Genomic DNA, 26126 nt, shown 5'->3' on the forward strand with positions numbered 1-26126 from the left:
CGAGGGAAATGCTTCATGGCTCCTTCATGGTATATGCTATCGGAGTCAGTATTTACGGCCCTCGACTTCGAGTTTCCAAGCTAACGGCTCGCCGGCTTTAAGTGGTGTGATATTAATTTCCCCATGCCCATAAAATTCAGGTACGAGCCAAGGTTCTTTAATCAGTGTAACCGAACGAGTATTTCTGGGTAATCGGTAAAAATCGGCGCCGAAAAAACTCGCAAACCCTTCCAGTTTTTCTAAAGCGTCGGCCCTATCAAAGGCTTCGGCATAAAGCTCTATCGCTGCATGAGCGCTGAAACAGCCGGCGCAACCGCAGGCATTTTCTTTTGAGCCGGTTAGGTGTGGAGCGCTGTCGGTGCCCAAAAAGAATTTTGGGTTGCCGCTGGTTGCGGCAGCGACCAGAGCCTGGCGGTGCTGTTCTCGTTTCAAGATCGGTAGGCAATAGTAATGGGGTTTTATGCCGCCGACTAACATCGCATTGCGATTGTAAAGCAAATGCTGCGGCGTAATGGTTGCCGCAATCGTATTCGGTGCCGATTTTACGAATTCGACCGCATCACTTGTGGTGACGTGTTCGAGTACGATGCGTAAATTAGGAAATTGGCGAGTAATATCGTTGAGCGTGCGCTCGATAAATACGCGTTCCCGGTCGAATATATCGCAGTCCTGATCGACGACTTCGCCGTGAATCAGCAGCGGTATGTCGAATTGTTGCATCGTCTCGAAAATCGGATAAATCGTCTTCGGGTCGGCAACTCCGGCATCGGAGTTAGTAGTCGCTCCGGCCGGGTATAGTTTAAACGCATAGATGTGTTCGCATTCGGCGGCTTCTTTGACGTCTTGGCTAGTGGTTGAACCGGTCAGGTAAAGCGTCATCAACGGCGTGAAATAAGACCCCGAGGGGAGGGCGGACAAGATTTCATTGCGATACTGCAAGGCCTGTCGGGCCGTCGTCACCGGAGGCTTTAAGTTGGGCATGATGATGGCTCTTGCAAAGCGTTTAGCGGTATGCGGCAGTACGGTTTTGAGTATCTCGCCGTTTCTGATATGCAAATGCCAATCGTCGGGCTGGGTAATGGTGAGTTTATTCATTATAATGCGCGTATTTTTATAAACAATGATTTTACCTTATGGGCTTGAAAAATTAAATCGTGCCCTTATTTTGGCAATTATTTCTTGTTACGGAGTTGAAAATGCCTATTTACGAATATCAATGTCAAGCCTGCGGCCATGAGCATGAGGCTTTGCAAAAAATGAGTGATCCTGTTTTGGTTCATTGTCCTGCCTGCAGTCGTCCCGAGTTGATGAAAAAAATTTCCGCGGCCGGTTTTAGATTAAAGGGCGGTGGTTGGTATGAAACTGATTTTAAAAGCGGCAATAAGAAAAATGTCGCCGGCGAGACTTCTGCGCCTTCGTCGTGTTCTTCAACTGACGGCGGATGCTCCAGCGGTGCTTGTTCTGCCCAATAACGGCGGCTTGCATAACAGGGTGTAAGTAAGTAACATCGGCGAATTTTTTGGATTAACACGAGAAGAGTTATGCGTAGCCACAAGTGTGGAGAATTGAATACCCAACATTTAGGACAATCGGTTGCTTTATGCGGCTGGGTGCATCGTCGCCGGGATCATGGCGGCGTTATATTTATCGATCTGAGAGATCGTGCAGGCTTGGTGCAAGTAGTATTCGATCCCGATGCGCCGGAGTCGTTTTCAATAGCCGAGAGTGTGCGTAGCGAATATGTATTACGTATCGAAGGTATTGTTAGAAACCGTCCTGAGGGTACGCATAATTCGAATATGGCAACCGGTGAGATTGAGGTGCTGGGTAAAAGCATCGAAGTCTTGAATGAATCCGAAACGCCCCCGTTTCCAATCGAAAGCGAGATCGAAGTCAATGAGGAAATGCGTCTGCGTTTTCGTTATATTGATCTTCGCCGCACCGAGATGCAGCATAAAATGAAGGTGCGTCGCGATGTGACGCGCAATTTGCGTCAGTTTCTCGATGATAAGGAGTTTTTCGAAATTGAAACGCCTTATTTAACCAAAGCAACGCCGGAAGGTGCGAGGGATTACATCGTACCGAGCCGCACGCATCCAAACGCCTTTTTTGCCTTACCGCAATCGCCGCAACTCTATAAGCAGTTGCTGATGGTTGCCGGCATGGAGCGCTATTACCAGGTGGTACGGTGTTTCCGAGACGAAGATTTGCGCGCCGACCGACAGCCGGAGTTCACGCAGCTCGATATCGAGACTTCGTTCATGAACGAACAAGAAATTATGGCGATTATGGAACAGATGATTCGCCGTTTGTTCAAGGATATCATCGATGTTGATTTGGCCGATCCGTTTCCGGTTATGAGTTATAGCGAGGCGATGCGTCGATTCGGCTCCGATCGCCCGGATCTCCGTATACCTTTGGAATTAGTCGATATTGCCGAAGAAATGCGTGAAGTCGATTTCAAAGTGTTTTCAGGGCCTGCCAACGATCCTCATGGGCGTGTCGTTGCGATGCGCTTGCCTGAGGGTGGCGAGTTGAGTCGCAAGGAAATTGACGATTTGACTCGATTCGTCGGAATTTATGGCGCGAAAGGACTGGCATATATTAAAGTTAATGATTTGGAGGCTGGTGTCGAAGGTCTGCAATCGCCGATTGTTAAATTTGCGCCTGATGAAGTCTGGGCCAAGGTGATGGCTAAAGCCGGTGCGCAAAACGGCGATTTGATTTTCTTCGGTGCCGATAAGGCCGATGTCGTCAATGAAGCCATGGGTGCTTTACGGGTTAAGTTGGGCCTGGATCGCGGCTTGCTCGATGGCGATTGGAAACCGGTATGGGTCGTCGATTTCCCTATGTTTGCTTGGGACGATAAGGCTCAACGCTATACCGCGATTCATCATCCGTTCACGGCGCCGAGTTGTTCGATTGAGGAATTGAAAGCCGATCCGGGCCATGCTTTGTCGCGTGCTTACGACTTAGTGCTGAACGGCACCGAAGTCGGAGGCGGTTCGATTAGGATTAATCGGACCGACATGCAGCAAATCGTATTCGCGATTCTCGGAATAGGCCACGATGAAGCGCGCGAGAAATTCGGCTTCCTGTTGGATGCATTGAAATACGGTGCGCCGCCTCATGGCGGTATCGCTTTCGGCTTGGATCGTCTAGTGATGCTGATGACCGGCGCGCATTCGATCCGCGATGTGATTGCATTCCCGAAAACGCAGACCGCGGCTTGCCCTTTGTTCAATGCCCCGGCGTTCGTCAGCGAGGAACAATTGAAGGAATTGGGTATCAAATTGCGTAAACCGGCCGGAAAAGACGAAAAGCAAGATTAACGTTGCTCGAATTGTGGATCTCCCATTTTAAACGGGACAGATTGACCTTTCGTTTAAGCGGATCAATCGAGCTGCTGGCTGAGCGGAGTCGGAGCCAATCGCTTTGTTCGCTTCGACTCCCCTCAGCGAACAAAGCTTAAACCGTCCCGGCTTAAGTGTGTAGCCGGAGTGTGTTTATCGGTTCGTATGCGACGCTAGTCTTATGAATAAAGCGAACGAAGTTTAAAAACGGTGCGCGCTGCGCACCCTAACAAAATTTGAGTGATAAAAATGTCTGCGACAGCCTTAGCAATCCAAGATTATGCGCTTCTCGATGATGACGAATGCGATGCGCGTATCGTAGCCGCGAAGGAAAAACTCGGTTCGCGCTGTGTCATTCTTGGGCATCATTACCAACGTGACGAAGTGTTCAAACATGCCGACTATAGTGGGGATTCGTTGAAGTTATCGCGTAATGCGGCAGCGTCCGAAGCCGAGTATATCGTGTTTTGCGGTGTACATTTCATGGCCGAAGTCGCCGATATTCTGTCTCGGCCCGACCAGATTTCAATTCTTCCCGATTTGGCGGCCGGTTGTTCTATGGCCGATATGGCGAATGTCATCAAAGTCAATAAATGTTGGAAAGAATTGTCGTCGGTTTTAGACCCGGATAGCATGGTGACGCCAGTCACATACATTAATTCCGCAGCCGATTTAAAGGCATTTTGCGGTGAGCATGGCGGTATCGTTTGTACATCGTCGAATGCGCAAAAAATTCTTGAATGGAGTTTTGCTAGACGCGAGAAGGTGTTATTTTTTCCTGATCAGCATTTAGGACGTAATACCGGTTATCGGATGGGCATCCCACTTGAGGAAATGGTAACCTGGGATTTCGATAAGCCGATGGGAGGCCTGACCGAGGAGCAAATTCGAAATGCAAAAATGATTCTTTGGAAAGGGTTTTGTTCGGTTCATCAAATGTTTAAGCCCGAGCATATCGACCGGTTCCTGGAAAAACATCCCGAAACGCATGTGATTTCGCATCCCGAGGCCAGTTTTGAAGTCTGCCAAAAATCCGAATACATTGGCTCGACCGAAGCGATTTTGAAGATCGTGCGTGAGGCCGAGCCCGGTACACGTTGGCTGGTTGCTACCGAATTGAATCTGGTCAATCGATTGCACGACGAATGCAAAGGTCAAGGCAAAAATGTGCATTTTATGTCGCCGACGGTATGCATGTGCTCTACGATGTTCCGAACCGATCCGCAGCATTTGGCTTGGGTGCTGGAAAATCTGGTCCAAGGACATGTTGTTAATCGGATATCGGTGCCGGAGCGCGAGTCCGTCCTAGCTAAAAAAGCATTGGATAATATGCTTTCGATACATTGATATCCTCTTAAGAAGTAGGCATCCAATGACTTTGGTATTTTATTACTCTGAATAGCATTTAAGATCTATATAATGATAGGAAACTTTAATGTTGTGCTTTTTATATAGCATCGAATCGACACAAAAAGCCGTTACATACTTGGTATGTAACGGCTTTTTTGATTTTCAATATTGTGTCGCAAATTTTCAATTTATAACAGTAAGCCGAATTGTGCTCGATAGGTGACAGTGTGTTGACTCAATAGACATTTTAACGATCTTGAGAACGGCACGAAATTATGGTCTAATGCCTCGGTTTACGTCTTCAAGTGCCTCTTGTTCCGGCTGTTTCGAATAAGGGGGTTGTTCGCCGCGATATGTCTGGAGAGCAGGCTTATTTACTATGCAATTTAATTTAAAAAAAGGTTTGGATCTTCCGATCACGGGAGAGCCCGAACAAATAATAGAAAACGGTAATAAGGTTAAGTCGGTTGCCGTTCTGGGGATGGATTATGTGGGAATGAAGCCTACCATGACGGTAGCCGAGGGTGACAAAGTCAAACTCGGTCAGGTGCTTTTTTCCGATAAAAAAAATCCAGGGGTCAATTTTACATCGCCCGGTGCCGGTATCGTCAAGGCGATTAACCGCGGAGCCAAGCGCGTTTTGCAATCGGTTGTCATCGAGCTGAAGGGTAACGAAGCAGAATCGTTTGCTAAATATAAAGATTCCGAATTGGACGGTTTATCAACCGATCAAGTCAAGGAAAATCTCATCGCTTCCGGTTTGTGGGTTGCGTTGAGAACGCGTCCTTATGGTAAAACGCCGACAATCGATAGCAGTCCTAGCTCGATTTTTGTAACCGCAATCGATACCAATCCATTGGCCGCCGATCCGTCAGTAATCATTCAGGAACGCTCTGCCGACTTTAGCAACGGCCTGGCAGTGATTGCTAAGTTGACCGATGGCAAAGTTTATGTTTGTAAAGCTCCCGGTGCCGAAATACCGACCGGAAACGCGTCTTCCATTACAGTTGCCGAGTTTTCAGGCCCGCATCCGGCCGGTTTGCCAAGCACTCACATTCATTTTATTGACCCTGTTAACGCTAATAAATCGGTTTGGCATTTAGATTATCAAGCCGTGATGGCAATCGGTGCGTTGTTCACGACCGGTAAATTGAATGTTGAAAGAGTGGTTTCATTGGCGGGGCCTACCGCTAAAAAACCAAGATTGCTTAGAACCCGTGTCGGTGCATGTCTCAGCGAACTCGTTGCTGGAGAGCTGATGGACGGGGAAAGTCGTGTGATTTCCGGTTCGGTCATCTATGGCCACAAAGCGGCCGACTGGTCGGACTATCTGGGTTATTACAGCAACCAAGTTTCGGTGTTGAAAGAAGGTCGTGACCGTGAGTTCTTCGGTTGGATCGTTCCGGGCAAGGATAAATATTCGGCCCTCAATGTCTACACCTCCAGTAAAGACCGAAATAGTGAACGTAAGTTTCCGTTGACGACGAATAAAAACGGCAGTAATCGGGCGATTGTTCCGGTTGGCGTATACGAATCCGTGATGCCGATGGATATTTTGCCAACGCCATTGCTAAAGTCTTTGGTTGTCGGGGATACGGATCAAGCGCAAATGCTAGGTTGTTTGGAGTTAGACGAGGAAGATATGGCTCTGTTTACCTTTGTCGATCCGGGTAAACATGAGTTCGGTCCGGTTCTGAGAGCGAATTTAACTAAAATCGAGAAGGAAGGCTAATGTCGGCTAGAAATTTTTTAGACAGCATAGAGCCGCATTTTACCAAAGGCGGTAAGCTAGAGAAGTACTACGGTCTCTACGAGATGGTCGATACTTTTTTATATACGCCCGCCGAGGTGACGCGCGGTAAAACTCATGTTCGAGACGGTAATGATTTGAAACGTACGATGACGTTTGTCGTTATTGCAACGTTTTTTTGTATCCTAATGGCTTGGTATAATACAGGTTATCAAGCGAATGTCGCGATGGAAGCGATGGGGCTAGAAAAAGCGGACGGCTGGCGTAGTCTGCCAATGATGATATTCGGTTATAGCCCATATAATCCGCTATCCAACTTGATTCATGGTGCTCTGTATTTTTTGCCAATTTATATAGTAACTCTGGCTGTCGGCGGTGTTTGGGAAGTTCTGTTCGCGACCGTGCGTGGTCATGAGGTCAACGAAGGCTTCTTGGTCTCGTCGATGCTTTATACCCTGATCATGCCGCCGGACATGCCGTTGTGGCAGGTCGCGCTGGGTATTTCGTTCGGAATTGTAATCGGCAAGGAAGTTTTCGGAGGTACCGGTAAAAACTTCTTAAATCCTGCATTGACTGGACGTGCATTCCTATACTTTGCCTATCCGGCATCGATTTCAGGTGATTCAGTCTGGGTTGCGGTTGACGGTTACACGGCTGCTACGCCTTTAGGTTTGGCTGCGTCAGGTGGCCTGGATGCCGTGCATGAGGCCGGTTACGGCTGGATGCAAAGTTTTTTCGGTTTCATGCCAGGGTGTTTGGGTGAAACCTCGACAGTCGCTATTTTGATTGGTTGTGCATTTTTACTTTACACCCGTATCGCTTCTTACCGTATTGTGGGCGGCGTGTTTCTCGGCATGCTGATTATGTCATCGCTATTCAATTTTATCGGCAGCGACAGCAATCCTATGTTTGCTTTCCCATGGTATTGGCATTTGACTGTCGGCGGTTTCGCTTTTGGCATGGTTTACATGGCTACCGATCCTGTAAGTGCAGCAATGACTAATACCGGTCGCTGGATTTTTGGAATGTTAGTGGGTGTTATGACGGTTTTGATCAGAGTAGTGAATCCGGCGTTTCCCGAGGGAATCATGCTGGCGATTCTATTCTCGAACATGTTCGCGCCTATCATCGATTACTTTGTCGTTCAGGCAAACATTAGAAGAAGGGTGAAGCGTCATGCCTAATCTAAAAGATTGTAAACACTACGAAAAATTCAAGATATACGCGGATAAAGTTTTAGCGCAGAGCAACGATAGTCTCGAGAAGACGCTTGCGATTGCGTTATGGGTTTGTTTTGTTTGCGCGATATTGGTTTCCATTGCAGCGGTTGCGCTGAGGCCAATGCAAGCCAATAACAAAGCCTTGGATATGAAAAAGAATATCCTGGATGTAGCCGGATTGCTGGAAGAAGGCGTCGATATCAATGCTGCTTTCGATCAGCAAATCGAGGCTAAGTTGGTTGATCTGGAGACCGGCGATTATGTCGAGGGCATCGATGTTGCGACTTACGATCAACGGAAAGCGACTAAGGATCCTGAGCTAAGTATCGCTATTCCGCCGGAAGAGGACATTGCCAGTATCAAGGCCAAAGCCAAGATTGCTAAAGTTTATCTGGTCAAGAAAGGCGAAGAAATACAATCGATCATTCTGCCGGTTAGCGGATATGGTTTATGGTCGACGCTCTATGGCTTTTTAGCGCTGGAAGCTGACGGTCAAACCGTGCAAAGCATCAACTTTTACGACCAAGCTGAAACGCCGGGCTTGGGCGGTGAAGTGGTCAATCCAAATTGGCGAGCTTTATGGCAAGGTAAAAAAGTTTACAACGAAGCCGGTGAGCCTGTTTTGAAATTGGTCAAAGGTACGGTCGATACCAACAAGCCGGGCTCCGAATACCAAGTTGATGGATTAGCCGGCGCCACTTTAACCAGCGTGGGTGTGTCCAATCTGGTTAAGTATTGGATGAGCAAAGAAGGCTTTGCTACCTATTTAGATAAAGTCAGAACAGACGGGTAGGGGTTAATCATGAGTGCAATATTAACGAGCGAAACTAAAAAGGTTTTAATTAAACCTTTAATTAACGAAAATCCGATAACCCTTCAGGTATTGGGTATCTGTTCGGCTCTGGCGGTGACGTCGCAAATGTCGACGTCATTGATCATGGCGATTGCTTTGACGTCGGTAACGGCGTGTTCAAGCGCATCAATCAGTTTAATCCGGAATCATATTCCGAGCAGTATCCGGATCATCGTGCAAATGACGATCATTGCTTCTTTGGTTATTGTTGTCGATCAAATATTGAAGGCGGTTGCTTACGACATCAGCAAGCAATTATCGGTATTTGTCGGCTTGATCATCACTAACTGTATCGTGATGGGGCGCGCCGAAGCTTATGCGATGAAAAACCCGCCACTGGAAAGTTTTATGGACGGCATCGGTAATGGATTGGGCTATAGCTTGATTTTGGTTATCGTCGCGTTTTTCCGCGAATTGTTCGGTTCCGGCAAACTTCTTGGTATCGAAATTTTCGAATTGACCAAAGACGGAGGTTGGTACGATCCGAATGGTTTGATGCTGTTGCCGCCTAGCGCGTTTTTTATTATCGGAATGATCATTTGGGTGTTTCGTCAATTCAAGCCCGAGCAACGCGAGCATGTTGAATTTGAAATCATGCCGATTGCTCACGGTGAAGGAGGGCATCACTAATGGAAGCCTATATCAGTTTGTTTGTTAAAGCGGTTTTCATCGAAAACCTGGCGTTATCGTTTTTCCTGGGGATGTGCACATTCCTGGCGGTTTCGAAAAAGATTTCGACTGCTATGGGGCTGGGTATTGCAGTGATGGTCGTGCAAACTATCACAGTTCCGGCCAATAATATTATCTATCACAGCTTGTTGAAAGAAGATGCGCTGTCATGGCTAGGGATTACCGGCGTCGACTTGAGCTTTCTGTCGTTGTTGAGCTGTATCGGTATGATCGCCGCACTGGTTCAAATCCTGGAAATGATTTTGGATAAGTTCTTTCCGGCTTTATACAATGCCTTGGGTGTGTTTTTGCCGTTGATTACGGTCAACTGTGCGATTCTTGGCGGCAGTTTGTTCATGATCGAGCGCGATTACAGTTTGGGCGAAAGTGTCACTTACGGAGTCGGTAGTGGTTTCGGCTGGGCATTGGCTATTACGGTCATGGCTGGCGTGCGCGAAAAGCTCAAATACAGTGATATACCGGGTGGCCTGCAAGGTCTTGGCATCACTTTTCTTACCGCGGGTCTGATGTCTCTTGGCTTCATGGCTTTTTCTGGAATCCAACTTTAAAAAGGTATCGTAATGCTGGAAATTGCATTAGGAATTATTATTTTCACGGTTATCGTGATTGCGCTGGTCTTCGTGATCATTGGCGCAAAGAGTAAATTAGTGGCTTCGGGAGACGTCGAAGTTCTCATTAACGATGAAAAATTGATTCATGTTCCTGTCGGCTCCAAGTTATTGACCGCGTTAGCGGACAACAAATTGTTCGTTCCCTCGGCTTGTGGCGGCGGCGGGTCATGCGCGCAATGCCGTGTGAAAATATCTGAAGGAGGCGGCGAAATTTTACCGACTGAGCGTTCTCATATAACTAAACGCGAAGCGGCAGAAGGCGAGCGTCTGTCTTGTCAGGTAACGGTAAAGCAAAACATGAAAATTGAAGTCGAAGATTCTGTTTTCGGCGTCAAAAAATGGGAATGCACTGTCAAGTCCAACCATAACGTTGCGACGTTTATTAAAGAATTGGTTTTAGATTTGCCGGAAGGTGAAGCGATCAATTACCGCGCAGGCGGTTACATTCAAATTGAATGTCCTCCTCATGTCGTAAAATACAAAGATTTCATTGTAGAAGAACGTTTCCGTGAAGATTGGGATAAATTCAATCTTTGGCGTTATGTTTCCGAAGTCAAAGAGCCTGCCTTGAGAGCTTACTCGATGGCGAGTTATCCGGAGGAAAAGGAAATTATGTTAAACGTCAGGATCGCCTCGCCGCCACCGGGAGCACCTGAAAACGTTCCGCCAGGCATCATGTCATCCTACATCTTTAATTTAAAACCAGGCGATAAATGTATAATTTCAGGTCCGTATGGTGAATTCTACGCGCAGGAAACTGATAAAGAAATGGTGTTTATCGGGGGGGGGGCCGGTATGGCACCGATGCGATCGCATCTCTTCGATCAGTTACGTCGTTTAAAATCGAAACGCAAGATCACTTTCTGGTATGGCGCAAGAAGCAAACGCGAAATGTTCTATGTTGAAGACTTCGACATGCTGGCGGCCGAGAATGATAACTTCGAATGGCATGTCGCGTTGTCCGATCCTCTTCCTGACGATGAGTGGGACGGGTACACAGGCTTTATTCACAATGTGTTGTATGAGAATTATCTTAAAAACCATCCGGCACCGGAAGATTGTGAATACTACATGTGTGGGCCTCCAATCATGAACTCGTCGGTTATCAACATGCTGTTGGAAAACGGAGTTGAACCTGAAAGTATCTTCTTGGATGATTTCGGCGGTTGATAATTTAAAGGCAAACACCTCTCCCGAGTCTTTCGGGAGGGGATGAAAAAAAGATCTATGAATGTAAAACAAAATCAACGAGGATTCGGGATTTTCCTGGTCCTCGTTTTTTTATTAGTGGGCTGTGATGATCAGGGGGCTAGTAAACCGGTTTTCCCTTTCGAGATGACCGGTCAAACGATGGGTACCAGTTTCAGCATCAAAGCATCGGTGTTGCCTGTCGGGGTCAAAACCGACCAGCTTAACATTGACATTAAAGAATTGCTGGAACTCGTCAACGATCAGATGTCTACCTATCGGCCGCAATCAGAATTATCGATAATCAATAACAGCGACTCTGTCGAATGGCAACTGGTTTCCGAGGCTCTGTACAGTGTTTTGGCCGAAGCTAAACGCATTAGTGACTTGACGGAGGGCGCCTTTGATATTACGGTCGGTCCGTTAGTTAATTTATGGGGCTTCGGTCCTGATCCTTTATCGTTTCAGGCACCTTCGAACGAAGCGATTCTTCTTGCGATGCGGCGAATTGGTTATCGGAATCTGAAGTTAAGGGACGAGCCATTATCGATCAAAAAAAATTATTCTGATCTCTATCTTGATTTATCGGCGATCGCTAAAGGTTATGGGGTCGATCAAGTTGGTTTGCTGTTGGAAAAGCTAGGTATTAAAGATTATTTAGTTGAAATTGGCGGCGAGCTTCGATTGAGAGGACGCAAACCGGATGGTAATGCTTGGCGTATTGCTATAGAAAAGCCGTCTTCAGAGCAGCGAATGATACAGAAAATCGTATCGATTACCGATATGTCGGTGGCGACCTCCGGAGATTACCGAAACTATTTTGAAGTAGAAGGGGTCAGATTTTCACATACAATCGATCCAAGAACGGGAAAATCTATCAATCATAATCTTGCCTCGGTAACGGTATTGAGCGAAACCGCGATGGAGGCTGATGCATGGGCAACAGCCTTTATGGTCTTAGGCGCCGAAGACGGTTTACGATTGGCAGAGCAACTACATCTTCCTGTCTTATTTATTACTAAAACCGCGCAGGGGTTCAGTGAAACATCAACCTCTGCGTATCGCGATTATTTTAAGGAGGGACAATGACTTATTTTTTAGTAACATTTGTATTTATGCTCATTGTTATTGCGATAATGGCAGTGGGCGTTATTTTTGGAAGAAAAGCTATTAAGGGCTCGTGCGGCGGGGCTAATAAAGGCGATTGCGTTTGCATTAAAAAGTGTGATAAAAGAAAAAAAATGGAAGCGGAAGGACAAGTTTAACACTTGTGTTTGTGTGTAATGGTTCCTTTTGTTGATATACTTCGCGCGGTCATGTTTGCGGTTTTTATGGCAAAGCTATTTTGTTCGGTAGCAAGGCGCGAAAACAGGCGCATAGCAAGCTATGTAACTGTTTTCATAACGCATATACCGGACAAAAGAGCGCGTCAGAAATCCGCAAATGTGGCCGCGCGAAGTATAATAATAACCATAATCAGGAGTTAATCCATGCTGGCTAAAATTACTGTTGCCGATTATATGACCAAAAGAAATATGGTCACACTCAAGGAAAATGCTAATGTCGTTGAAGCAATTAAACAATTACTTTCCCATAAAATTACGTGTGCTCCCGTGATAAACGGTCAAGGCAAGTTAGTCGGTATGTTCTCCGAAAAGGATAGCATGAAGGTCGTATTGGAATCGGCTTATAACCAAGGTTCGGCGGGTAAGGTTTCCGAATTTATGTCCACAGATATTGTTTCGGTCGATGCGGATGCGAGCATCGTCGACATTGCGGCCAAGTTCAAGGACTCTACGATTAGAAGTTTTCCTGTTTTTCGAGATTCCGAACTTGTTGGCGTTGTCAGTCGGACCGATGTGCTGAAAGCCCTGGTCAATCTTTAAAAGGCTGTCGATCCATTGTGACCGGACGGACTTTTTATTGGCATGACTACGAAACGTTCGGAATAGATCCTAGGCGCGATAGGCCGGTTCAATTTGCCGGAATTCGCACCGATTATGATTTCAATGTTTTAGGCGATCCGCTTGTCATTTACTGCAAGCCCGCACTCGATTGTCTTCCCGATCCCGTTGCCTGTTTAATTACAGGCATTACTCCGCAAATTGCTGAAGCAAAAGGCATTTGCGAGGCTGAGTTTATCGAGGCGATTTCTCGTGAAATTTCTCAGCCTAATACTTGCACTCTAGGCTATAACAATATTCGTTTTGATGATGAAGTCACACGCAATACTTTGTATCGAAACCTTTACGATCCTTATCAACGAGAGTGGCAAAACAGTAATTCGCGTTGGGATATAATCGATGTAGCCCGAGCCGCTTACGCGCTTCGTCCCGGCGGTATTGAGTGGCCGGTAACCGAACAGGGTGTTGTTACTTTTCGGTTGGAAGAATTGACTAAGGCTAATGGTATTGAGCATGCGATGGCTCACGATGCCTTGTCGGATGTTTACGCAACGATAGCCGTGGCTAAACTGATTCGAGAGTCGCAACCGAAACTATTTAATTTTCTTTTTGATAATCGAGTTAAATCTGCTGCAAACCGTTTGTTGCAAACAGGCAGCTTTAAACCGGTTGTTCACATTTCAGGAAAATACTCTGTCAGAAATCATTGTATGGCCGTGGTTCTGCCTATTTGTCGGCACCCGAGCAATAACAATGGAATCGTGGTTTATGATCTTTCTAGTGATCCTGAAATTCTGCTTAATTTGTCTGTCGATGAAATCAAGCAAAGAATTTTTACAGCTATAAAAGATCTTCCGGAAGGAGTCGAACGGATTCCGCTAAAAACCGTGCATGTCAACAAATGCCCTGTTCTGGCGCCGATAGCAGTTATAAGGCCTGATGACGCAGTGAGGCTTAATTTAGATATCGATCGTTGCTATCGGTATATTGATAAAATCCGCAACGATTCTAATATCTTAGAAAAAATTACCCATGTCTTTGAAACGGATTTTCCGGGATCTGATGCCGACCCTGATTTGATGATTTACAGTGGCGGTTTTTTCAGCGATAGCGACAAAAAAACAATGGAGAAAGTTCATAAAACTCTTCCTGAGGATTTAGCTAGTTTGTGTTTAAACTTCAGCGATCCGCGGTTACCGGAAATGTTTTTCCGATATCGAGCCCGGAACTATCCTGAAACGTTAAATGAGGAGGAGTGGCCTCGCTGGATGAAAGATTGTGTTAATCGTTTAACCGGTGCTGTTAGCAATGGTATGGCTATTAATGAGTATTGTTCAAAACTGCAGGAGTTGCAGGCCGAGAGCTCAGCGGATCCAGCGATTTTATCGGCGTTGCGAGAATATGCGCTGGATAAAATGAGACTTTTGTCGATTGCCGGAATGGATTCAGAATAATTTTAATAATACTCCCTTTATACTTAAAAATGGCTAACTTTATGAAGACATGAGGGTTTGGTTAGCCAAAATGTCGGCAGCTGGGCAAATTTTTCTTCTCGGCAGTTTCTGAGTTACAGGGATGTAATGAATGCAGCAAATGCAGGAGCATTTTCTGTCCTGCATCGCCAAAGCGCCTACTGTTGGTTCCCTAATATACGCCATCCTTGGTGTTCGAGAACTGTCGTCAAGCCTCCAGCACCTGAATTTCATAGAATATTGACTATAATTAAAAATTTTATGTGCTAGGTGAATACAATCTTGTAAGTTCTATAATCCTAACCTGCTTACCTTGCGCATTATAAATAGGGAAGTTATTTATGACCGAATCCTTTAAAGGTGTATAAAAACATTTGTAATAATCGAGCGTTTTTTCTGTATATTTGTTGCAAACGAGATGTTGGGTCAAGCACATGTTTCAGTTTTTGGTTGAGCGCTTAAACCTGAGGGATCAGTGAAAAATTCTTTTTTTTTAGTAATACCCGCCCAACAGAATATTCCTGAAAGATTAAGAATATTCGAAGAAAAGGCATTGAAACATTGGTTGGATGAGCTGCCGGTTGCCAACCCCGGGTTGTCTACGCGTTTAATATACGATTTTTTGAAAGAGTTTAATAGTCTGGCAATGAGCGCTCAGACCCGTCTCGATGCGCTGGAAATATTAAGTTTTCGAGTTTCCAGTGTAGAGGAATATTTGCGTTTCAGATTAATGCAGGAGGGATTTCCGAAAGAGCCTGACGAGCACAAAATATTTAACGTATTGATCGCAATAGAAAAGGAATTTACGCTCGGCTATTGGATTGTTGTGAAAGAGCTTACTCGCAGAAGCTTAGGTTGGTTTCAAGGTAAGAGTGCTCCTTTATCTATTCAAAGAGCGATCAGAGGTCTGAGCAACATTGTCGTCAGTTATTATCTAATGAATTTTCCGGTTCCGGATTGGGTATGGATAGATATTCATTCGCTGTATCGCTTAAGCGTGAAAATCAAAAAAGATTCGACCAATGTTCCTAAAAGTCATTTAGAACCAGGGCAGGGGCTTTCCGTGGGTGATTGCTATAGGCAAATTTTGTTGCTTTGCCTGGCTGAACCTTCGGGTCTTATGCAAAAAGAGGTGTTGCAGGTATATAATTTCATTGAACAACACAGCGCTCATTTGGTGATAGGTCATAGTCCCTTCGAGACTCAGCCACATCAATGCATTATTTTGACGGATGAGGACCAAGGACCTCATTTTATATCGGAATCTGCTCCGCCTTCTGATTCTTCGGTTTTATATTTGGGTTTTAATAAGCTAATAAAAGTACTTCAAAACAAATCCAGGTTTGTTTCGAAGGAGCAAGCGCGTTTTAGTTCATTAATGCTAGTGAAAGACGGTGATGGCTTATTGCCGGCTGAATTACTAGATTATTTGATTTCGAGATGGACCGGAATCGAGTTTCATGGCGTGCCGGTATTCGGTGACAGGTTGGAGCGGTATTTTTGTATTGGATTGGAAGCATGCCACGATTTGCTTAGCGGAGACCCCGCGAAAAAATTAGGAGAGGATGAGATGTTAGCCGAGTCGGCTTCGGAAAGGTCGCTGGCGTGTCACTTCAACAAGGCAGGCATGATCTCAATCGGAAGTTTAATCGGTTTTAGAAAAAAAAATTCACCGATTTCTAAACGATCACTAGGTGTTGTCAACAAAATTTCTTCAGTTAAAGCTGACGGAAAGATTGGATTTGAAATCCAATTGTTGGCTAATCAAGTGTTTGCGGTTTCTTATAAGTCTTACACAAGGAACGAAACAGACGAGTTACCTCAAAAAGCATTGATTTATGGCGTTAAGAGTCAAGAAAGCGAAAAAAGCTTTATCATACTTGAGTCCTTTAATCTTAAAGATGGTGATTTGATTCGTATGGCTATGAATAACGAAACGTTCCCGATTATTCTCCGGGATAGAAAAAATATTGGATTGGGTTATTGGCAGTTCGAATGTAGAAGAGTCGAGGAGTTAAGTGCTCAAAAGACTGAAACCAAAAAAGGATATGACTTCATTTGAGTAGGCCGGATTTAACTAAAGCGTGCTAAAAAACTCTGATAATTCTAATTATTATTGAAGTAGAGTTAAGTGACTTAATTTTAAGCTTGAAAACTTTTGCTATCGTGGTAATTTGATCAGTCCGAGTCGAGTGTATTAGCATTGCAATACTTAATGCAATGGGATTAGGTTTGTACTGACTTTGTTTGATAAGGAGTAGAGACCTATTATTAACTTTATAATAACTAGAAGATTGAGAGGAAAAATATGAGCAGCGAAGACAACAATAACCAAGCTTCGGAAAGCACCCAGGAAACAATTGAAAAAGAGACAGCTTCAAAGAGCTCTGAAGATAAAGCAGAATCAATAAAAAAAATGGCGGGTGGTTTTTTAAGTTCCGCATTGAAGCTCAAGGATGAAAAACCTAAGATTTTTTACGGTGCTGTAGGCGGTGTCGTAGTCTTGTTGGGTATTATGATGTTTGGAGGCGGGTCAGGTTCCTCCGTATCCGGGCCGGTTATGAAAAACTTGGTCATCGGTCAAAAATATGTTCTACAAGGGCCGAATGCTTACGATAAGAACTCCACAATACGATTGGTTGCCGTACCGGGTACGATTGCAGCTTATGATGATACAGAAGAAGACGACAGAGTAGGCGGATGTAAACATATGGCGCCTGGAACACCTGTTACTATTCTAGGTTTTCAAGATGCTTTCGGCAAAAAAAATGCCTTCGTTAACATAAAAATTGAAGCAGAAGGTGAATGCCAAGGCAAAACAGCTTGGACCAATTCAATAAATGTTCAATAAAAAGTTGACGGGCTGAAATATTCAAGTATAATGCTCGTTATTGAAGCGATGCGGGAATAGCTCAGTGGTAGAGCACAACCTTGCCAAGGTTGGGGTCGCGAGTTCGAATCTCGTTTCCCGCTCCAATAAATTTTTAAGCCGCGAATCTCGCGGCTTTTTTATTTAATACTATGGCTGCGTAGCAAAGTGGTTATGCAGTGGCCTGCAAAGCCATCTACGCCGGTTCGATTCCGGCCGCAGCCTCCATTGATTTTCAAAAAACCGCTTGTCAAAGCGGTTTTTTTTTGCTTGAAATTTATCGCACTAATTCAACTAAATATACTCATTTTTCAGCGGTAAAGTTTATCGACCGTTAGTACTTGGGTTTAAATTCAAAAAAAACGTACACCGATAGAAATCTCCTGGCTCATTAAATTCTACGCACTTGGATCTATTTGAAAAATGTTCTAAGCAGAATCAATGGTTTACAGCGGTTGCAATAAATAGGTTAGAATAACTAATTAGGAATAGTTTAAACAACTTTGCTGAAAATACCTTTCGCCCTTCAAATTTCGGTGATGCTTAAGGAAGCGCCGGTGCGGTCCCTCTCTTAACGCTAAGTGAGGGACCAACATGGGTGCAGGCATAGAGCCTACATGGACGCTTCACCCAGCCCTAAATTACCCAAGATGGTTAGCCATAGCAAATGGACTATGGAAATTAGGTGCTGGGTTCACTGCGTCCTTTGACGGTCTCGCCGGTGCCGAATTTTGATCTACGATGGGTATAGGTAAGTGTGTTAGCTATGGCAGTCTTTATGAGTTATCAGCGGATTCAGATAGATTCAGCTAACGTATCATTATCGATGTTCATATTGAAACCGAGTTAAATAGTCTTAGCTTATCTCTAAAGGAGTTTGAAATGATTGAATTAAAAAAGAATAAGGATTTTGCGGGGCCTAAGGGCCCTTTGGTATTGGCCATTATGGATGGTATAGGAATTGGTAAAAACCCGGAAAGCGATTTTGTGTTGCAATCTGCGACTCCAAATTTGGATTGGTTACGTGAGCAGGCCTTGTATACAGAGTTGCGTGCTCATGGCGTTGCAGTGGGGCTCCCCGATGACGGCGATATGGGCAATTCGGAAGTCGGTCATAACGCGATTGGTTGCGGCCGTGTTTTTTCTCAAGGGGCATCCTTGGTTGGCAAGGCGATCGAATCCGGGGCTATGTTCGCGCCCGAGTCGGTTTGGGATGAGTTGATTCGAAACGTCACTAACAAAGAATCCTCCTTACACTTTATCGGCTTGTTTTCGGATGGCAATGTGCATTCTAATTTGAATCATTTGGAAGCGATGTTGCGGAAAGCCAAGGAACAAGGCGTTAAAAAGGCGCGAATTCATGCCTTGATCGATGGTCGCGATGTGCCTCCGACTTCGGCGCTGGACTATGTCGAGCGCTTCGAAGCCTTTTTGAACGAGATCAATTCCGACGGCAGCGTCGATTATTGTGTCGCATCCGGCGGCGGACGCATGAACATTACGATGGATCGTTATAATGCTAATTGGGATATGGTGCGGCGCGGTTGGGATACGCATGTGAAGGCCGAAGGCCGGCGATTTGCGTCGATGAAGGAAGCGATAGAAACCTTCCGTAAAGAAAAACCCGGCATTTTGGATCAAGATTTGCCTGCGTTCGTCATCGAGCGTGACGGAGCGCCGGTCGGACCGATTGTCGATGGCGACAGCGTAATCTTCTTTAACTTCCGAGGCGACCGAGCATTGGAAATTACCAAGGCTTTTGAAGCGGACGAATTGACCGAGTTCGATCGTGGTCCGAAACCGGATGTATTATATGCGGGTATGATGCAATACGACGGCGATCTTGGTGTGCCCGAGCGTTATTTGGTAACGCCACCCGCGATCGATCGTACGATGAGCGAATATTTGTCGAACGCCGGCGTAAAGCAGCTGGCGATTTCCGAAACCCAGAAATTTGGACACATGACCTATTTTTTCAATGGGAATAATTCCGGCAAATTCCCGACCGAGACATGGGTGGAAATTCCGTCGGATTCCTGTCCGTTCGAGGAAGCGCCGCGAATGAAAGCGGACGAAATCACCGATGCCGTCGTGCAGGCGATCGAGAGCGGGGAATATAAATTTATCCGCTTAAATTATCCGAATGGCGATATGGTCGGTCATACCGGCGATGTTAATGCGGTAAAGGTGGCTGTCGAAGCCGTCGATCAAGGTATCGGCAGGATTATCGAGGCGCTGAAAAAGACCGGCGGAATTCTGGTGTGTTCGGCAGACCACGGTAATGCGGACGACATGTGTGAGTTGGATAAAAAGACAGGTAAGCTTGTGCTCGACGATGAAGGTAAGTTCAAGCCGAAAACGGCGCACTCGTTGAATCCGGTCCCGGCAATCATTTACGATCCTTCAGGGGCGGCGCATGCGAGTTTGGCCGGAGTGCCAAACGCCGGTATTGCGAATCTGGCGGCGACTTGCATCTCGTTGTTAGGCTTCGAGCCGCCTGAAGATTATGTTCCAAGCCTCGTGAAAGTCGGTTAAGAAATGAGTACGAATTAACTTAGGCTTTTGATTCCCTCTTCCTGAAGGGAAGAGGGGGTATCTATTGTTCCCACGCAGAACGCTGATTGTTATAAATAAGTTGTAAAAGGCGTCTTTCCGTCTTAGCCAATGTGACTTCGATACCATTTATTGTCACCTAACGTTCATGAAGAAGCCGCCATCAACCCGGGTAATGAAAGTTCTCCGGGTGGTGTGGGCACGGTCCCTCGCCCGACAGGACGCCGTGAACCCAGCACCTAAATTATCCAAGATAGTCAACCATAACCAGGACTATGGAATTTAGGTGCTGGGTGAATACGTCCTTGTAGGCTCGACGGCGGAATCTGATTGCCATGGATGGCATGAATGCAGATTTTGCATTACGCCATGGATGGCGTGTATTAGAGCAATGCAGGAGCAATTGTCGAGGAGCAAAAATCTGCCCTGCCGCCGACGCCTGCCGGTCGAGCAACCGCACCCTCTTCGGAAGCGGCTGAGGTTTAATATCCGCAGACTTATTAAGCAACCTCGTTCCTAAATATACGGCGATAAATGCTCAATCTGGGTGTCAGGCAATTCTAATGACCTATTAAATCCAGATATTCGGCTTCGCTCAGTATGCGAACGCCGTGTTTTTCGGCGGCATTTAATTTTGTTGCGCCTACCTTTTCCCCGATGACTAGATAGTCGGTTTTACCGCTGACCGCGCTACCGACTTTCGCGCCCATTGCTTTGGCTTCGCGAATCATATCCTCGCGCGAGCCTTGTTGCATCGTGCCGGTGAACACCAAGGATTTGCCGGCGATAGTGCTTTGTACCTCAGGCATTTCCTGGGTTTTGGTTTCGTTCAATGCAAAACCTAAACGATATAAGCGGTTGAACAACGGTTCGATTTTTTTCAAACCTTTCAGCACGACATCGGCGGTTTTTTCGGCGAAGCCTTCGAGCGCGACGATCTCTTCTTCGCTCAACGAAAAAATTTCCGGTAAACGGTAGTGCGCGAGCAGTTTTTCGCAGTTGCCCAGCCCCATTCGGAACACGCCGAACGCAGCCAGAAAACGCCAGTCCTCGATCGGTTCGGACAAACTGCGCTGCAATTGATCAACTAGATTTTGCGACTGTTTCGGGCCGAAACCCATCGCTTCGAAATCCGATGCGTTCAGTTGGTAGATCTTATCGATCGTTCGGATATCGTTATCGTAAAGCTTTGCGATCGTTGCCGGGCCGAAGCCGTCGTTATTGCCGAGTACCCGAAAAAAGTGTTCTATCGAATGACTGACTTGGGCGGGGCAGTCGAAATTGTTCGTGCAGTATAAAAAGTCGCCATCCCAAACCAACTCGCTGCCGCAACTCGGGCATTGTCCCGGAAGGTCGGGTTCGGCCGGTGTGATGACTTCCTCGATTTTGGGGATTACTTCGCCACTTCGGGCGAGTCTAATCACCGCGCCGGGACCGATCCCTTTGTCGACGACCATCTTATAATGGTGAGCGGTCGCTCGTTGCAACAGTGCGCCGCTCAAGCGGATCGGTTCGACTTCGACGACCGGTGTGATGCGGCCTGAGCGCGAGGTTTGCGGTACGACTTGGAGGATTTTGACTTCGGCTGTCGCGACATTCTCTTTGTAGGCGATTTGCCAACGATGATGATGGCGGGTGGCGCCCATATCGGTTTTTATTCGCTCGTCGGTAATTTCGAGTATTACGCCGTCGACGTCATAATCTACCGCATGCCAGATTTGTTTTACGATCTTATCGAAGCGTTCGACAAGTTCCGTCCAACTGCCTTGCCAAGCGGGGAGCACGGCAAATGGAAAAAAAACCGCGGCCCGATCCTTGATGGCCTGTTCGGCATGTTGCTCCAGTTCTTTTTCCTTGATGACGCTGGCTTGAAAGTTACGCGTGTTATCGAAAAACTCGGACAAATGCCGTTGAAAGTAGGTTTTATTGACGACGATTTCGCCGGCGCCCAGTCCGCGGGAGCCATTATCCGCGACTTGTAAGCCGCGCTCGAAGACGCGTGTGATGTCGGTGCCTTTTCTGCCGTCGCCGCGCGTGTAAAGTCGTTCGCCGTCGTCATAGGCCGCATAGCCGTCTAGCTTCGGCGTGACCTTGAAAACGACCGAATCGAAGTCGATGTTTAATTCGTCCGCCGATTTTTTGATGCGCTTGGCCCAATTTTCGATTTCGCCCTGACTGTAGGCTTTGTCGGTCGATAACATTCTGACCGGTAATTCAACCGTCTTACCGGCGAAAGCCGATTCCGGTTCGACGCGTGTTACGAAAGGGTGGTTCGGTTGACGGCGCTTCAGTTCGGCGATAAAAGTAAGGTCGTACTCGGCATCGCTAATCAGTGCATCGCCGCCTCGATACAAGGCATTGGCTATCTCTATGAATTCGATGAGTTCCTTGTCGTTGAGTTTCGCTTCGTCGGTCACGCGCGAGGCGATTGCCCATAGTTTTTTTTCGTTCAGATGTTTTAATTGAACATTTGAGTGCTCGAGAATGTCTTTCTGATTATCGGTTAGCATCTGCGGAATGATTTAATAATTTTTATGCGGATAAGGACGAAATTATAGCCGAAATCTCCATATGACGCCTGAGTGGCTGTCGAGCGGTATGCGGAAGACACTAGGTTGAAGCAATCTTCCTATCGGATCAAAAAATATATCCATAATCGTTGTGCGGCACTTGCGTTTGTATGTTAGATTTAATGAAAATTTCGTAGTTATTAAGTCACCTTCAATTCTCGTTCCCATGCTCTGCGTGGGAAGAATAGGAGGGGGAATAATTACAAAATTTCAGGTGCTTGGAAGTTTTTAGCGCTCTACTCCATTTCCACTCATCCATGAGCCTGTCAATGCCGGAAAACTCTAACGCTAAAATACTGATTGTCGACGACTCGCCGGAAAATTTATGCGTTCTCAGCGATTTGCTACAAACTCAATTTCAAGTACGCGTTGCCACGTCCGGAGAGAAGGCCTTGCGTATTGCCGGTACTGCGCCGCATCCCGATTTAATTTTGCTCGATGTGATGATGCCGGGTATGGACGGTTATCAAGTATTCAAGCATTTACGAGCCGATTCAACCACGCGAGATATTCCGATTATTTTCGTGACTGCGATGGACAGTGACGAAGCGCAACTTCAAGGTTTGGACTCCGGTGCGGTCGATTATATTACCAAACCAATTTCGCCTCCGATCGTCATGGCGCGCGTTCGAATTCAATTAGAGCTTAAACAAGCGCGCGATCGCTTGTCGCATCAAAACGCCTGGTTGGAGGCGGAGATTGCCCGGCGTATGGCGGAATCCGAATTGATACAAGAAGTCAGTATCAGGGCTCTCGCCCATCTTGCCGAAGCGCGCGATCCCGAAACCGGCAATCATATTCTACGCACCCAAGGTTATGTGCAGGAGTTGGCCATGGCTTTGCAAAATTGCCCAGGATTTTGCGATGTGCTGACCGATAAATTTATTAAGCTATTGAGTCGTTCGGCGCCGTTGCACGATATCGGCAAGGTCGGTATTCCCGATGCCATCTTGCTAAAACCGGGGCCATTGACACCTGCCGAATGGGCCGTGATGAAGACGCATGCCCGTATCGGTAGCGAAGCGATAGAAATGGCCGAACAAGAAGCCGCAGGACAAGTCGAATTTTTGTCGTTGGCTAAGGAAATAGCCCATTGGCATCATGAAAAATGGGATGGTTCCGGTTATCCGGATGGCTTGGCCGGCGAAAGCATACCGGTTTCGGCGCGCATCATGGCGTTGGCCGATGTATTCGATGCTTTGATTTCTCCGCGTGTTTATAAGGCGCCGATGAGTTACGGTGAAGCCAGGGACATTATTGCTTTGGGGCGCGGCAGTCATTTCGACCCGGTCATGGTCGATGTATTTTTGAAGCATTTCGATGTCTTTTGCGAAATAGCCGACCGATATAGCGAATCGGTAATGGCATAACAACATGTCTCGTCGATACCCTCGGGCCGAAATTATCTGTGTCGTATTGACTTATGCGTTGTGCGCCGCATTGTGGATATTCTTTTCCGATAGGTTGTTATCATGGCTTATTGATGAGCCGAATAAAATAGCGTTTATCAGTATCGTTAAAGGTTGGCTCTTCGTTATCGTCACATCGTTGCTGCTGTTTCAATTAATGCACCGCTTGATGGACCCGAAGGCAATTGCAGAAAATACCGATAAAAATCATTTCGGTACCGGCTTGCATTGGACGCTATTGATTGTCGCCGTTCTTCTACTCGGGTTTGCCTATAGCCAATATCGATCTTTCGACAATCAACAATTGCAATTATCGCGAATACAATCGGCAGCGACGCACGATACAGCTTGGCTAGGGCTTTTCGTTTTGATGACGATATTCACCGTCGGAGTGGTTTTCTATCTGTTTCGCCAGCGGCAACGTTTAGCCGAATCTCAAACAATACAACGAGCTCAAGCCGAACGTTTGAAAGCGCTCGGTTTATTAGCCGCAATTGCCGATAGTTCGAACGATGCGATTTTTGCAAAGGATTTGGAAGGTCGTTATACGCTTTTTAATCCTGCTTCGGAGCGTTTTACCGGGAAAAAGGCCGTCGATGTTCTGGGGCTTGACGATACGGTGCTTTTTTCACCCGAACAGGCCGAAATGCTTATCGCGAATGATCGGGCTGTATTGGAGGAAGGTCGAACCGTCACTTACCACGAGGAACTCGATGTTTCGAACGGAAAACGCACTTTTCTCGCGACTAAGGGGCCTTTGTTCGATAACGATAACAATGTTATCGGGATATTCGGGATTTCGCGCGACATAAGCGAGCTAAAACAGGCTGAACAGTCGTTACGCGATAGCGAGGAGCGTTTTCGGGCATTGGTGGAACAATCGCTAGCCGGTATTTATATCATTCAGGATTATCGATTTCTCTACATCAACCCTGCTTTTGCATCGATTTTGGGATATGACTCCACCCGATATATTATCGAAACTATGACGGTCGGCGATTTAATCAGTCCCGAGTATCGTGAGGAGGTCATGGTAAACATCGCCCGTTTGGTAGGTGGATCGGTATCGTCTATTAGTAATTACCGTTTTACCGCATTACGCCGCGACGGAAGCCCAGCATATATCGAAGCGCATGGCAGTGCTTTCGACTATCAAGGCCGACCGGCCGTCATAGGGCTCTTTCTCGACATCAGCGCGCGCAAAGCCGCCGAAGACGCGCTTCGTGAAAGCGAGCGGCGTTTTTACGATATCGCCAATGTTTCTGCGGACTGGATTTGGGAAACCGATGTCTACGGGCGGTTGACTTATTCGTCGGGCGGCGTATTGGAAATGCTCGGCTATACTTCCGAGGAAGTGTTAGGTAAGACACCCTTCGATTTCATGCCGTCCGATGAAGCAGATAAGCTACGTGAATGGTTTGTCGACATTAGAGCCCATCGAAAATCGTTTCGTAATATTGAAAACATATGCCGGAAAAAAGACGGTCACTTGCGTTATATTCTGTCTCACGGCACGCCGATCTTCGATGATAACGGGCGGTTACTCGGTTTTCGGGGACTCGATCAAGACATCACGGAACGAAAGCAAGCGGAATTGGCTGTGCGGCAAAGCGAAGCGTTTAAGCGTGCGATTTTGGATTCGGTTAATGCGCATATCGCCGTATTGGATAAACTGGGAATCGTTGTAGCGGTCAATCAACCGTGGCGGCGCTTTGCTAAGGACAACGGACTGGCGTCTGGAGAGGCGTTTAATTCAGTTGATGTCGGCGTAAATTATTTGGAGGTTTGTCAAAGAAGCATCGGCCCATCGTCCGAAGGCGCGATGACGGCAAGAGACGGAATTTTAGCGGTTCTGGAAGGCCGTGTTCCAGTTTTTTACTTGGAATATGCCTGCCATTCGCCGGAACAACAGCGCTGGTTTATGATGACCGCCACTCCACTGGAGACAGATGAACACGGCGTGGTCATCGCTCATACCGATATCACCGCTCGCAAGGCCGTCGAAGAGACGCTCCGCCGGCAAACCGAAGAGCTAGAGGATCGTAACCAGGAATTGGAGCGTTTTAATCGTGCGACGGTTGGACGTGAACTCGATATGATTGCTTTAAAGCAGAAAATCAATCAACTTTCTCAGCAGTTAGGGCAGAGTCCGCCTTATCCGCTGGCTTTTCTCGATAATTCTCAGCAAGAGACTTAAAATAACAATACCTGGTAAGAATATGGCTAAAGATATGTTCTCGAATGAAAGAAAGGATTCTGTCGCTCGCTAAAACTGGAAATTATTTCGCCTCCCTATCCTAAGAATTTGGTCATAAATAACTTCCCTATTTTACC

At 46.5% G+C, this 26126-nt stretch carries 20 protein-coding genes and 2 tRNA genes; 20 read left to right on the forward strand and 2 right to left on the reverse strand.

Annotated features, from left to right (window positions below):
- Positions 1-45: 45 nt before the first annotated feature.
- A complete protein-coding gene (pyrC, locus tag ACINK7_RS09850) occupies positions 46-1095 on the reverse strand; it encodes a dihydroorotase (RefSeq protein WP_404361184.1) in 1050 nt (349 codons plus the stop codon).
- 101 nt (positions 1096-1196) lie between these two features.
- On the opposite strand from pyrC, the gene ACINK7_RS09855 reads away from it, so the two are divergent.
- From ACINK7_RS09855 to gpmI, 18 genes are all read left to right on the forward strand, one after another.
- Positions 1197-1472 carry an FmdB family zinc ribbon protein gene (locus tag ACINK7_RS09855; RefSeq protein WP_404361185.1) on the forward strand — a complete coding sequence of 92 codons (276 nt, stop codon included), beginning with the start codon at positions 1197-1199 and terminating at the stop codon, positions 1470-1472.
- Between the two features lie 69 nt (positions 1473-1541).
- Positions 1542-3332: an aspartate--tRNA ligase gene (gene aspS / locus ACINK7_RS09860; RefSeq protein ID WP_404361186.1), complete on the forward strand. Its 1791-nt coding sequence runs from the start codon at positions 1542-1544 to the stop codon at positions 3330-3332.
- A 270-nt stretch (positions 3333-3602) separates the two neighbouring features.
- Positions 3603-4700, forward strand: a complete 1098-nt coding sequence (gene nadA / locus ACINK7_RS09865; RefSeq protein WP_404361187.1) for a quinolinate synthase NadA — start codon at positions 3603-3605, stop codon at positions 4698-4700.
- 382 nt (positions 4701-5082) lie between these two features.
- Entirely contained in the window at positions 5083-6435 is a 1353-nt protein-coding gene (locus ACINK7_RS09870; protein WP_404361188.1) for a Na(+)-translocating NADH-quinone reductase subunit A, read from the forward strand.
- A complete protein-coding gene (locus ACINK7_RS09875) occupies positions 6435-7637 on the forward strand; it encodes an NADH:ubiquinone reductase (Na(+)-transporting) subunit B (protein WP_404361189.1) in 1203 nt (400 codons plus the stop codon). The genes ACINK7_RS09870 and ACINK7_RS09875 overlap by 1 nt, the downstream gene beginning before the upstream one ends.
- The gene (locus ACINK7_RS09880) at positions 7630-8466 is read left to right on the forward strand and encodes a Na(+)-translocating NADH-quinone reductase subunit C (RefSeq protein WP_404361190.1); all 837 of its coding nucleotides are present in this window, start codon (positions 7630-7632) and stop codon (positions 8464-8466) included. The genes ACINK7_RS09875 and ACINK7_RS09880 overlap by 8 nt, the downstream gene beginning before the upstream one ends.
- Positions 8467-8475: 9 nt before the next feature.
- Positions 8476-9156 (forward strand): NADH:ubiquinone reductase (Na(+)-transporting) subunit D, encoded by a 681-nt coding sequence (locus tag ACINK7_RS09885; RefSeq protein WP_014148702.1) that lies wholly within the window; start codon positions 8476-8478, stop codon positions 9154-9156.
- Positions 9156-9764, forward strand: a complete 609-nt coding sequence (gene nqrE, locus ACINK7_RS09890; RefSeq protein WP_404361191.1) for an NADH:ubiquinone reductase (Na(+)-transporting) subunit E — start codon at positions 9156-9158, stop codon at positions 9762-9764. Before ACINK7_RS09885 ends, nqrE begins: the two co-directional genes overlap by 1 nt.
- 12 nt (positions 9765-9776) lie before the next feature.
- A complete protein-coding gene (nqrF, locus tag ACINK7_RS09895) occupies positions 9777-10997 on the forward strand; it encodes an NADH:ubiquinone reductase (Na(+)-transporting) subunit F (protein WP_404361192.1) in 1221 nt (406 codons plus the stop codon).
- Positions 10998-11039: 42 nt separating this feature from the next.
- A complete protein-coding gene (locus ACINK7_RS09900; RefSeq protein ID WP_404361193.1) occupies positions 11040-12104 on the forward strand; it encodes an FAD:protein FMN transferase in 1065 nt (354 codons plus the stop codon).
- Positions 12101-12280 carry a (Na+)-NQR maturation NqrM gene (gene nqrM / locus ACINK7_RS09905; protein WP_404361194.1) on the forward strand — a complete coding sequence of 60 codons (180 nt, stop codon included), beginning with the start codon at positions 12101-12103 and terminating at the stop codon, positions 12278-12280. Before ACINK7_RS09900 ends, nqrM begins: the two co-directional genes overlap by 4 nt.
- A 225-nt stretch (positions 12281-12505) precedes the next feature.
- Entirely contained in the window at positions 12506-12901 is a 396-nt protein-coding gene (locus tag ACINK7_RS09910) for a CBS domain-containing protein (protein ID WP_404361195.1), read from the forward strand.
- Positions 12902-12918: 17 nt separating this feature from the next.
- Complete coding sequence (sbcB, locus tag ACINK7_RS09915; protein WP_404361196.1) at positions 12919-14373, forward strand: exodeoxyribonuclease I; 1455 nt, start codon at positions 12919-12921, stop codon at positions 14371-14373.
- A gap of 493 nt (positions 14374-14866) precedes the next feature.
- On the forward strand, positions 14867-16453 hold the full coding sequence (locus ACINK7_RS09920; RefSeq protein ID WP_404361197.1) for a hypothetical protein: 1587 nt from the start codon (positions 14867-14869) through the stop codon (positions 16451-16453).
- Between the two features lie 246 nt (positions 16454-16699).
- Positions 16700-17242 (forward strand): hypothetical protein, encoded by a 543-nt coding sequence (locus ACINK7_RS09925; RefSeq protein ID WP_404361198.1) that lies wholly within the window; start codon positions 16700-16702, stop codon positions 17240-17242.
- Between the two features lie 50 nt (positions 17243-17292).
- Positions 17293-17367: transfer RNA gene (locus tag ACINK7_RS09930), tRNA-Gly, on the forward strand.
- A gap of 47 nt (positions 17368-17414) precedes the next feature.
- Positions 17415-17488, forward strand: a tRNA-Cys gene (locus tag ACINK7_RS09935).
- Positions 17489-18142: 654 nt separating this feature from the next.
- Positions 18143-19795 carry a 2,3-bisphosphoglycerate-independent phosphoglycerate mutase gene (gene gpmI / locus ACINK7_RS09940; protein WP_404361199.1) on the forward strand — a complete coding sequence of 551 codons (1653 nt, stop codon included), beginning with the start codon at positions 18143-18145 and terminating at the stop codon, positions 19793-19795.
- Between the two features lie 578 nt (positions 19796-20373).
- Here the strand turns inward: gpmI and ACINK7_RS09945 are convergent.
- Complete coding sequence (locus ACINK7_RS09945) at positions 20374-22323, reverse strand: helix-hairpin-helix domain-containing protein (protein ID WP_404361200.1); 1950 nt, start codon at positions 22321-22323, stop codon at positions 20374-20376.
- Between the two features lie 329 nt (positions 22324-22652).
- On the opposite strand from ACINK7_RS09945, the gene ACINK7_RS09950 reads away from it, so the two are divergent.
- Complete coding sequence (locus ACINK7_RS09950) at positions 22653-23753, forward strand: two-component system response regulator (protein WP_404361201.1); 1101 nt, start codon at positions 22653-22655, stop codon at positions 23751-23753.
- Between the two features lie 4 nt (positions 23754-23757).
- Entirely contained in the window at positions 23758-25989 is a 2232-nt protein-coding gene (locus ACINK7_RS09955) for a PAS domain-containing protein (protein ID WP_404361202.1), read from the forward strand.
- The last annotated feature ends 137 nt before the right edge of the window (positions 25990-26126 follow it).

Source organism: Methylotuvimicrobium sp. KM1 (genome assembly GCF_044788715.1).
Lineage (GTDB): Bacteria > Pseudomonadota > Gammaproteobacteria > Methylococcales > Methylomonadaceae > Methylotuvimicrobium.

What these genes read in the sequence shown, in the direction of transcription:
- ACINK7_RS09925 (WP_404361198.1), top strand. Translation starts at nt 16,700, where the DNA reads ATGAGCAGCGAAGACAACAATAACCAAGCTTCGGAAAGCACCCAGGAA.
- ACINK7_RS09875 (WP_404361189.1), top strand. Translation starts at nt 6,435, where the DNA reads ATGTCGGCTAGAAATTTTTTAGACAGCATAGAGCCGCATTTTACCAAA.
- nqrF (WP_404361192.1), top strand. Translation starts at nt 9,777, where the DNA reads ATGCTGGAAATTGCATTAGGAATTATTATTTTCACGGTTATCGTGATT.
- ACINK7_RS09880 (WP_404361190.1), top strand. Translation starts at nt 7,630, where the DNA reads ATGCCTAATCTAAAAGATTGTAAACACTACGAAAAATTCAAGATATAC.
- ACINK7_RS09945 (WP_404361200.1), bottom strand. Translation starts at nt 22,323, where the DNA reads ATGCTAACCGATAATCAGAAAGACATTCTCGAGCACTCAAATGTTCAA.
- ACINK7_RS09900 (WP_404361193.1), top strand. Translation starts at nt 11,040, where the DNA reads ATGAAAAAAAGATCTATGAATGTAAAACAAAATCAACGAGGATTCGGG.
- aspS (WP_404361186.1), top strand. Translation starts at nt 1,542, where the DNA reads ATGCGTAGCCACAAGTGTGGAGAATTGAATACCCAACATTTAGGACAA.
- gpmI (WP_404361199.1), top strand. Translation starts at nt 18,143, where the DNA reads ATGATTGAATTAAAAAAGAATAAGGATTTTGCGGGGCCTAAGGGCCCT.
- nqrM (WP_404361194.1), top strand. Translation starts at nt 12,101, where the DNA reads ATGACTTATTTTTTAGTAACATTTGTATTTATGCTCATTGTTATTGCG.
- ACINK7_RS09855 (WP_404361185.1), top strand. Translation starts at nt 1,197, where the DNA reads ATGCCTATTTACGAATATCAATGTCAAGCCTGCGGCCATGAGCATGAG.
- ACINK7_RS09870 (WP_404361188.1), top strand. Translation starts at nt 5,083, where the DNA reads ATGCAATTTAATTTAAAAAAAGGTTTGGATCTTCCGATCACGGGAGAG.
- ACINK7_RS09885 (WP_014148702.1), top strand. Translation starts at nt 8,476, where the DNA reads ATGAGTGCAATATTAACGAGCGAAACTAAAAAGGTTTTAATTAAACCT.
- ACINK7_RS09955 (WP_404361202.1), top strand. Translation starts at nt 23,758, where the DNA reads ATGTCTCGTCGATACCCTCGGGCCGAAATTATCTGTGTCGTATTGACT.
- ACINK7_RS09950 (WP_404361201.1), top strand. Translation starts at nt 22,653, where the DNA reads ATGCCGGAAAACTCTAACGCTAAAATACTGATTGTCGACGACTCGCCG.
- nqrE (WP_404361191.1), top strand. Translation starts at nt 9,156, where the DNA reads ATGGAAGCCTATATCAGTTTGTTTGTTAAAGCGGTTTTCATCGAAAAC.
- ACINK7_RS09910 (WP_404361195.1), top strand. Translation starts at nt 12,506, where the DNA reads ATGCTGGCTAAAATTACTGTTGCCGATTATATGACCAAAAGAAATATG.
- pyrC (WP_404361184.1), bottom strand. Translation starts at nt 1,095, where the DNA reads ATGAATAAACTCACCATTACCCAGCCCGACGATTGGCATTTGCATATC.
- nadA (WP_404361187.1), top strand. Translation starts at nt 3,603, where the DNA reads ATGTCTGCGACAGCCTTAGCAATCCAAGATTATGCGCTTCTCGATGAT.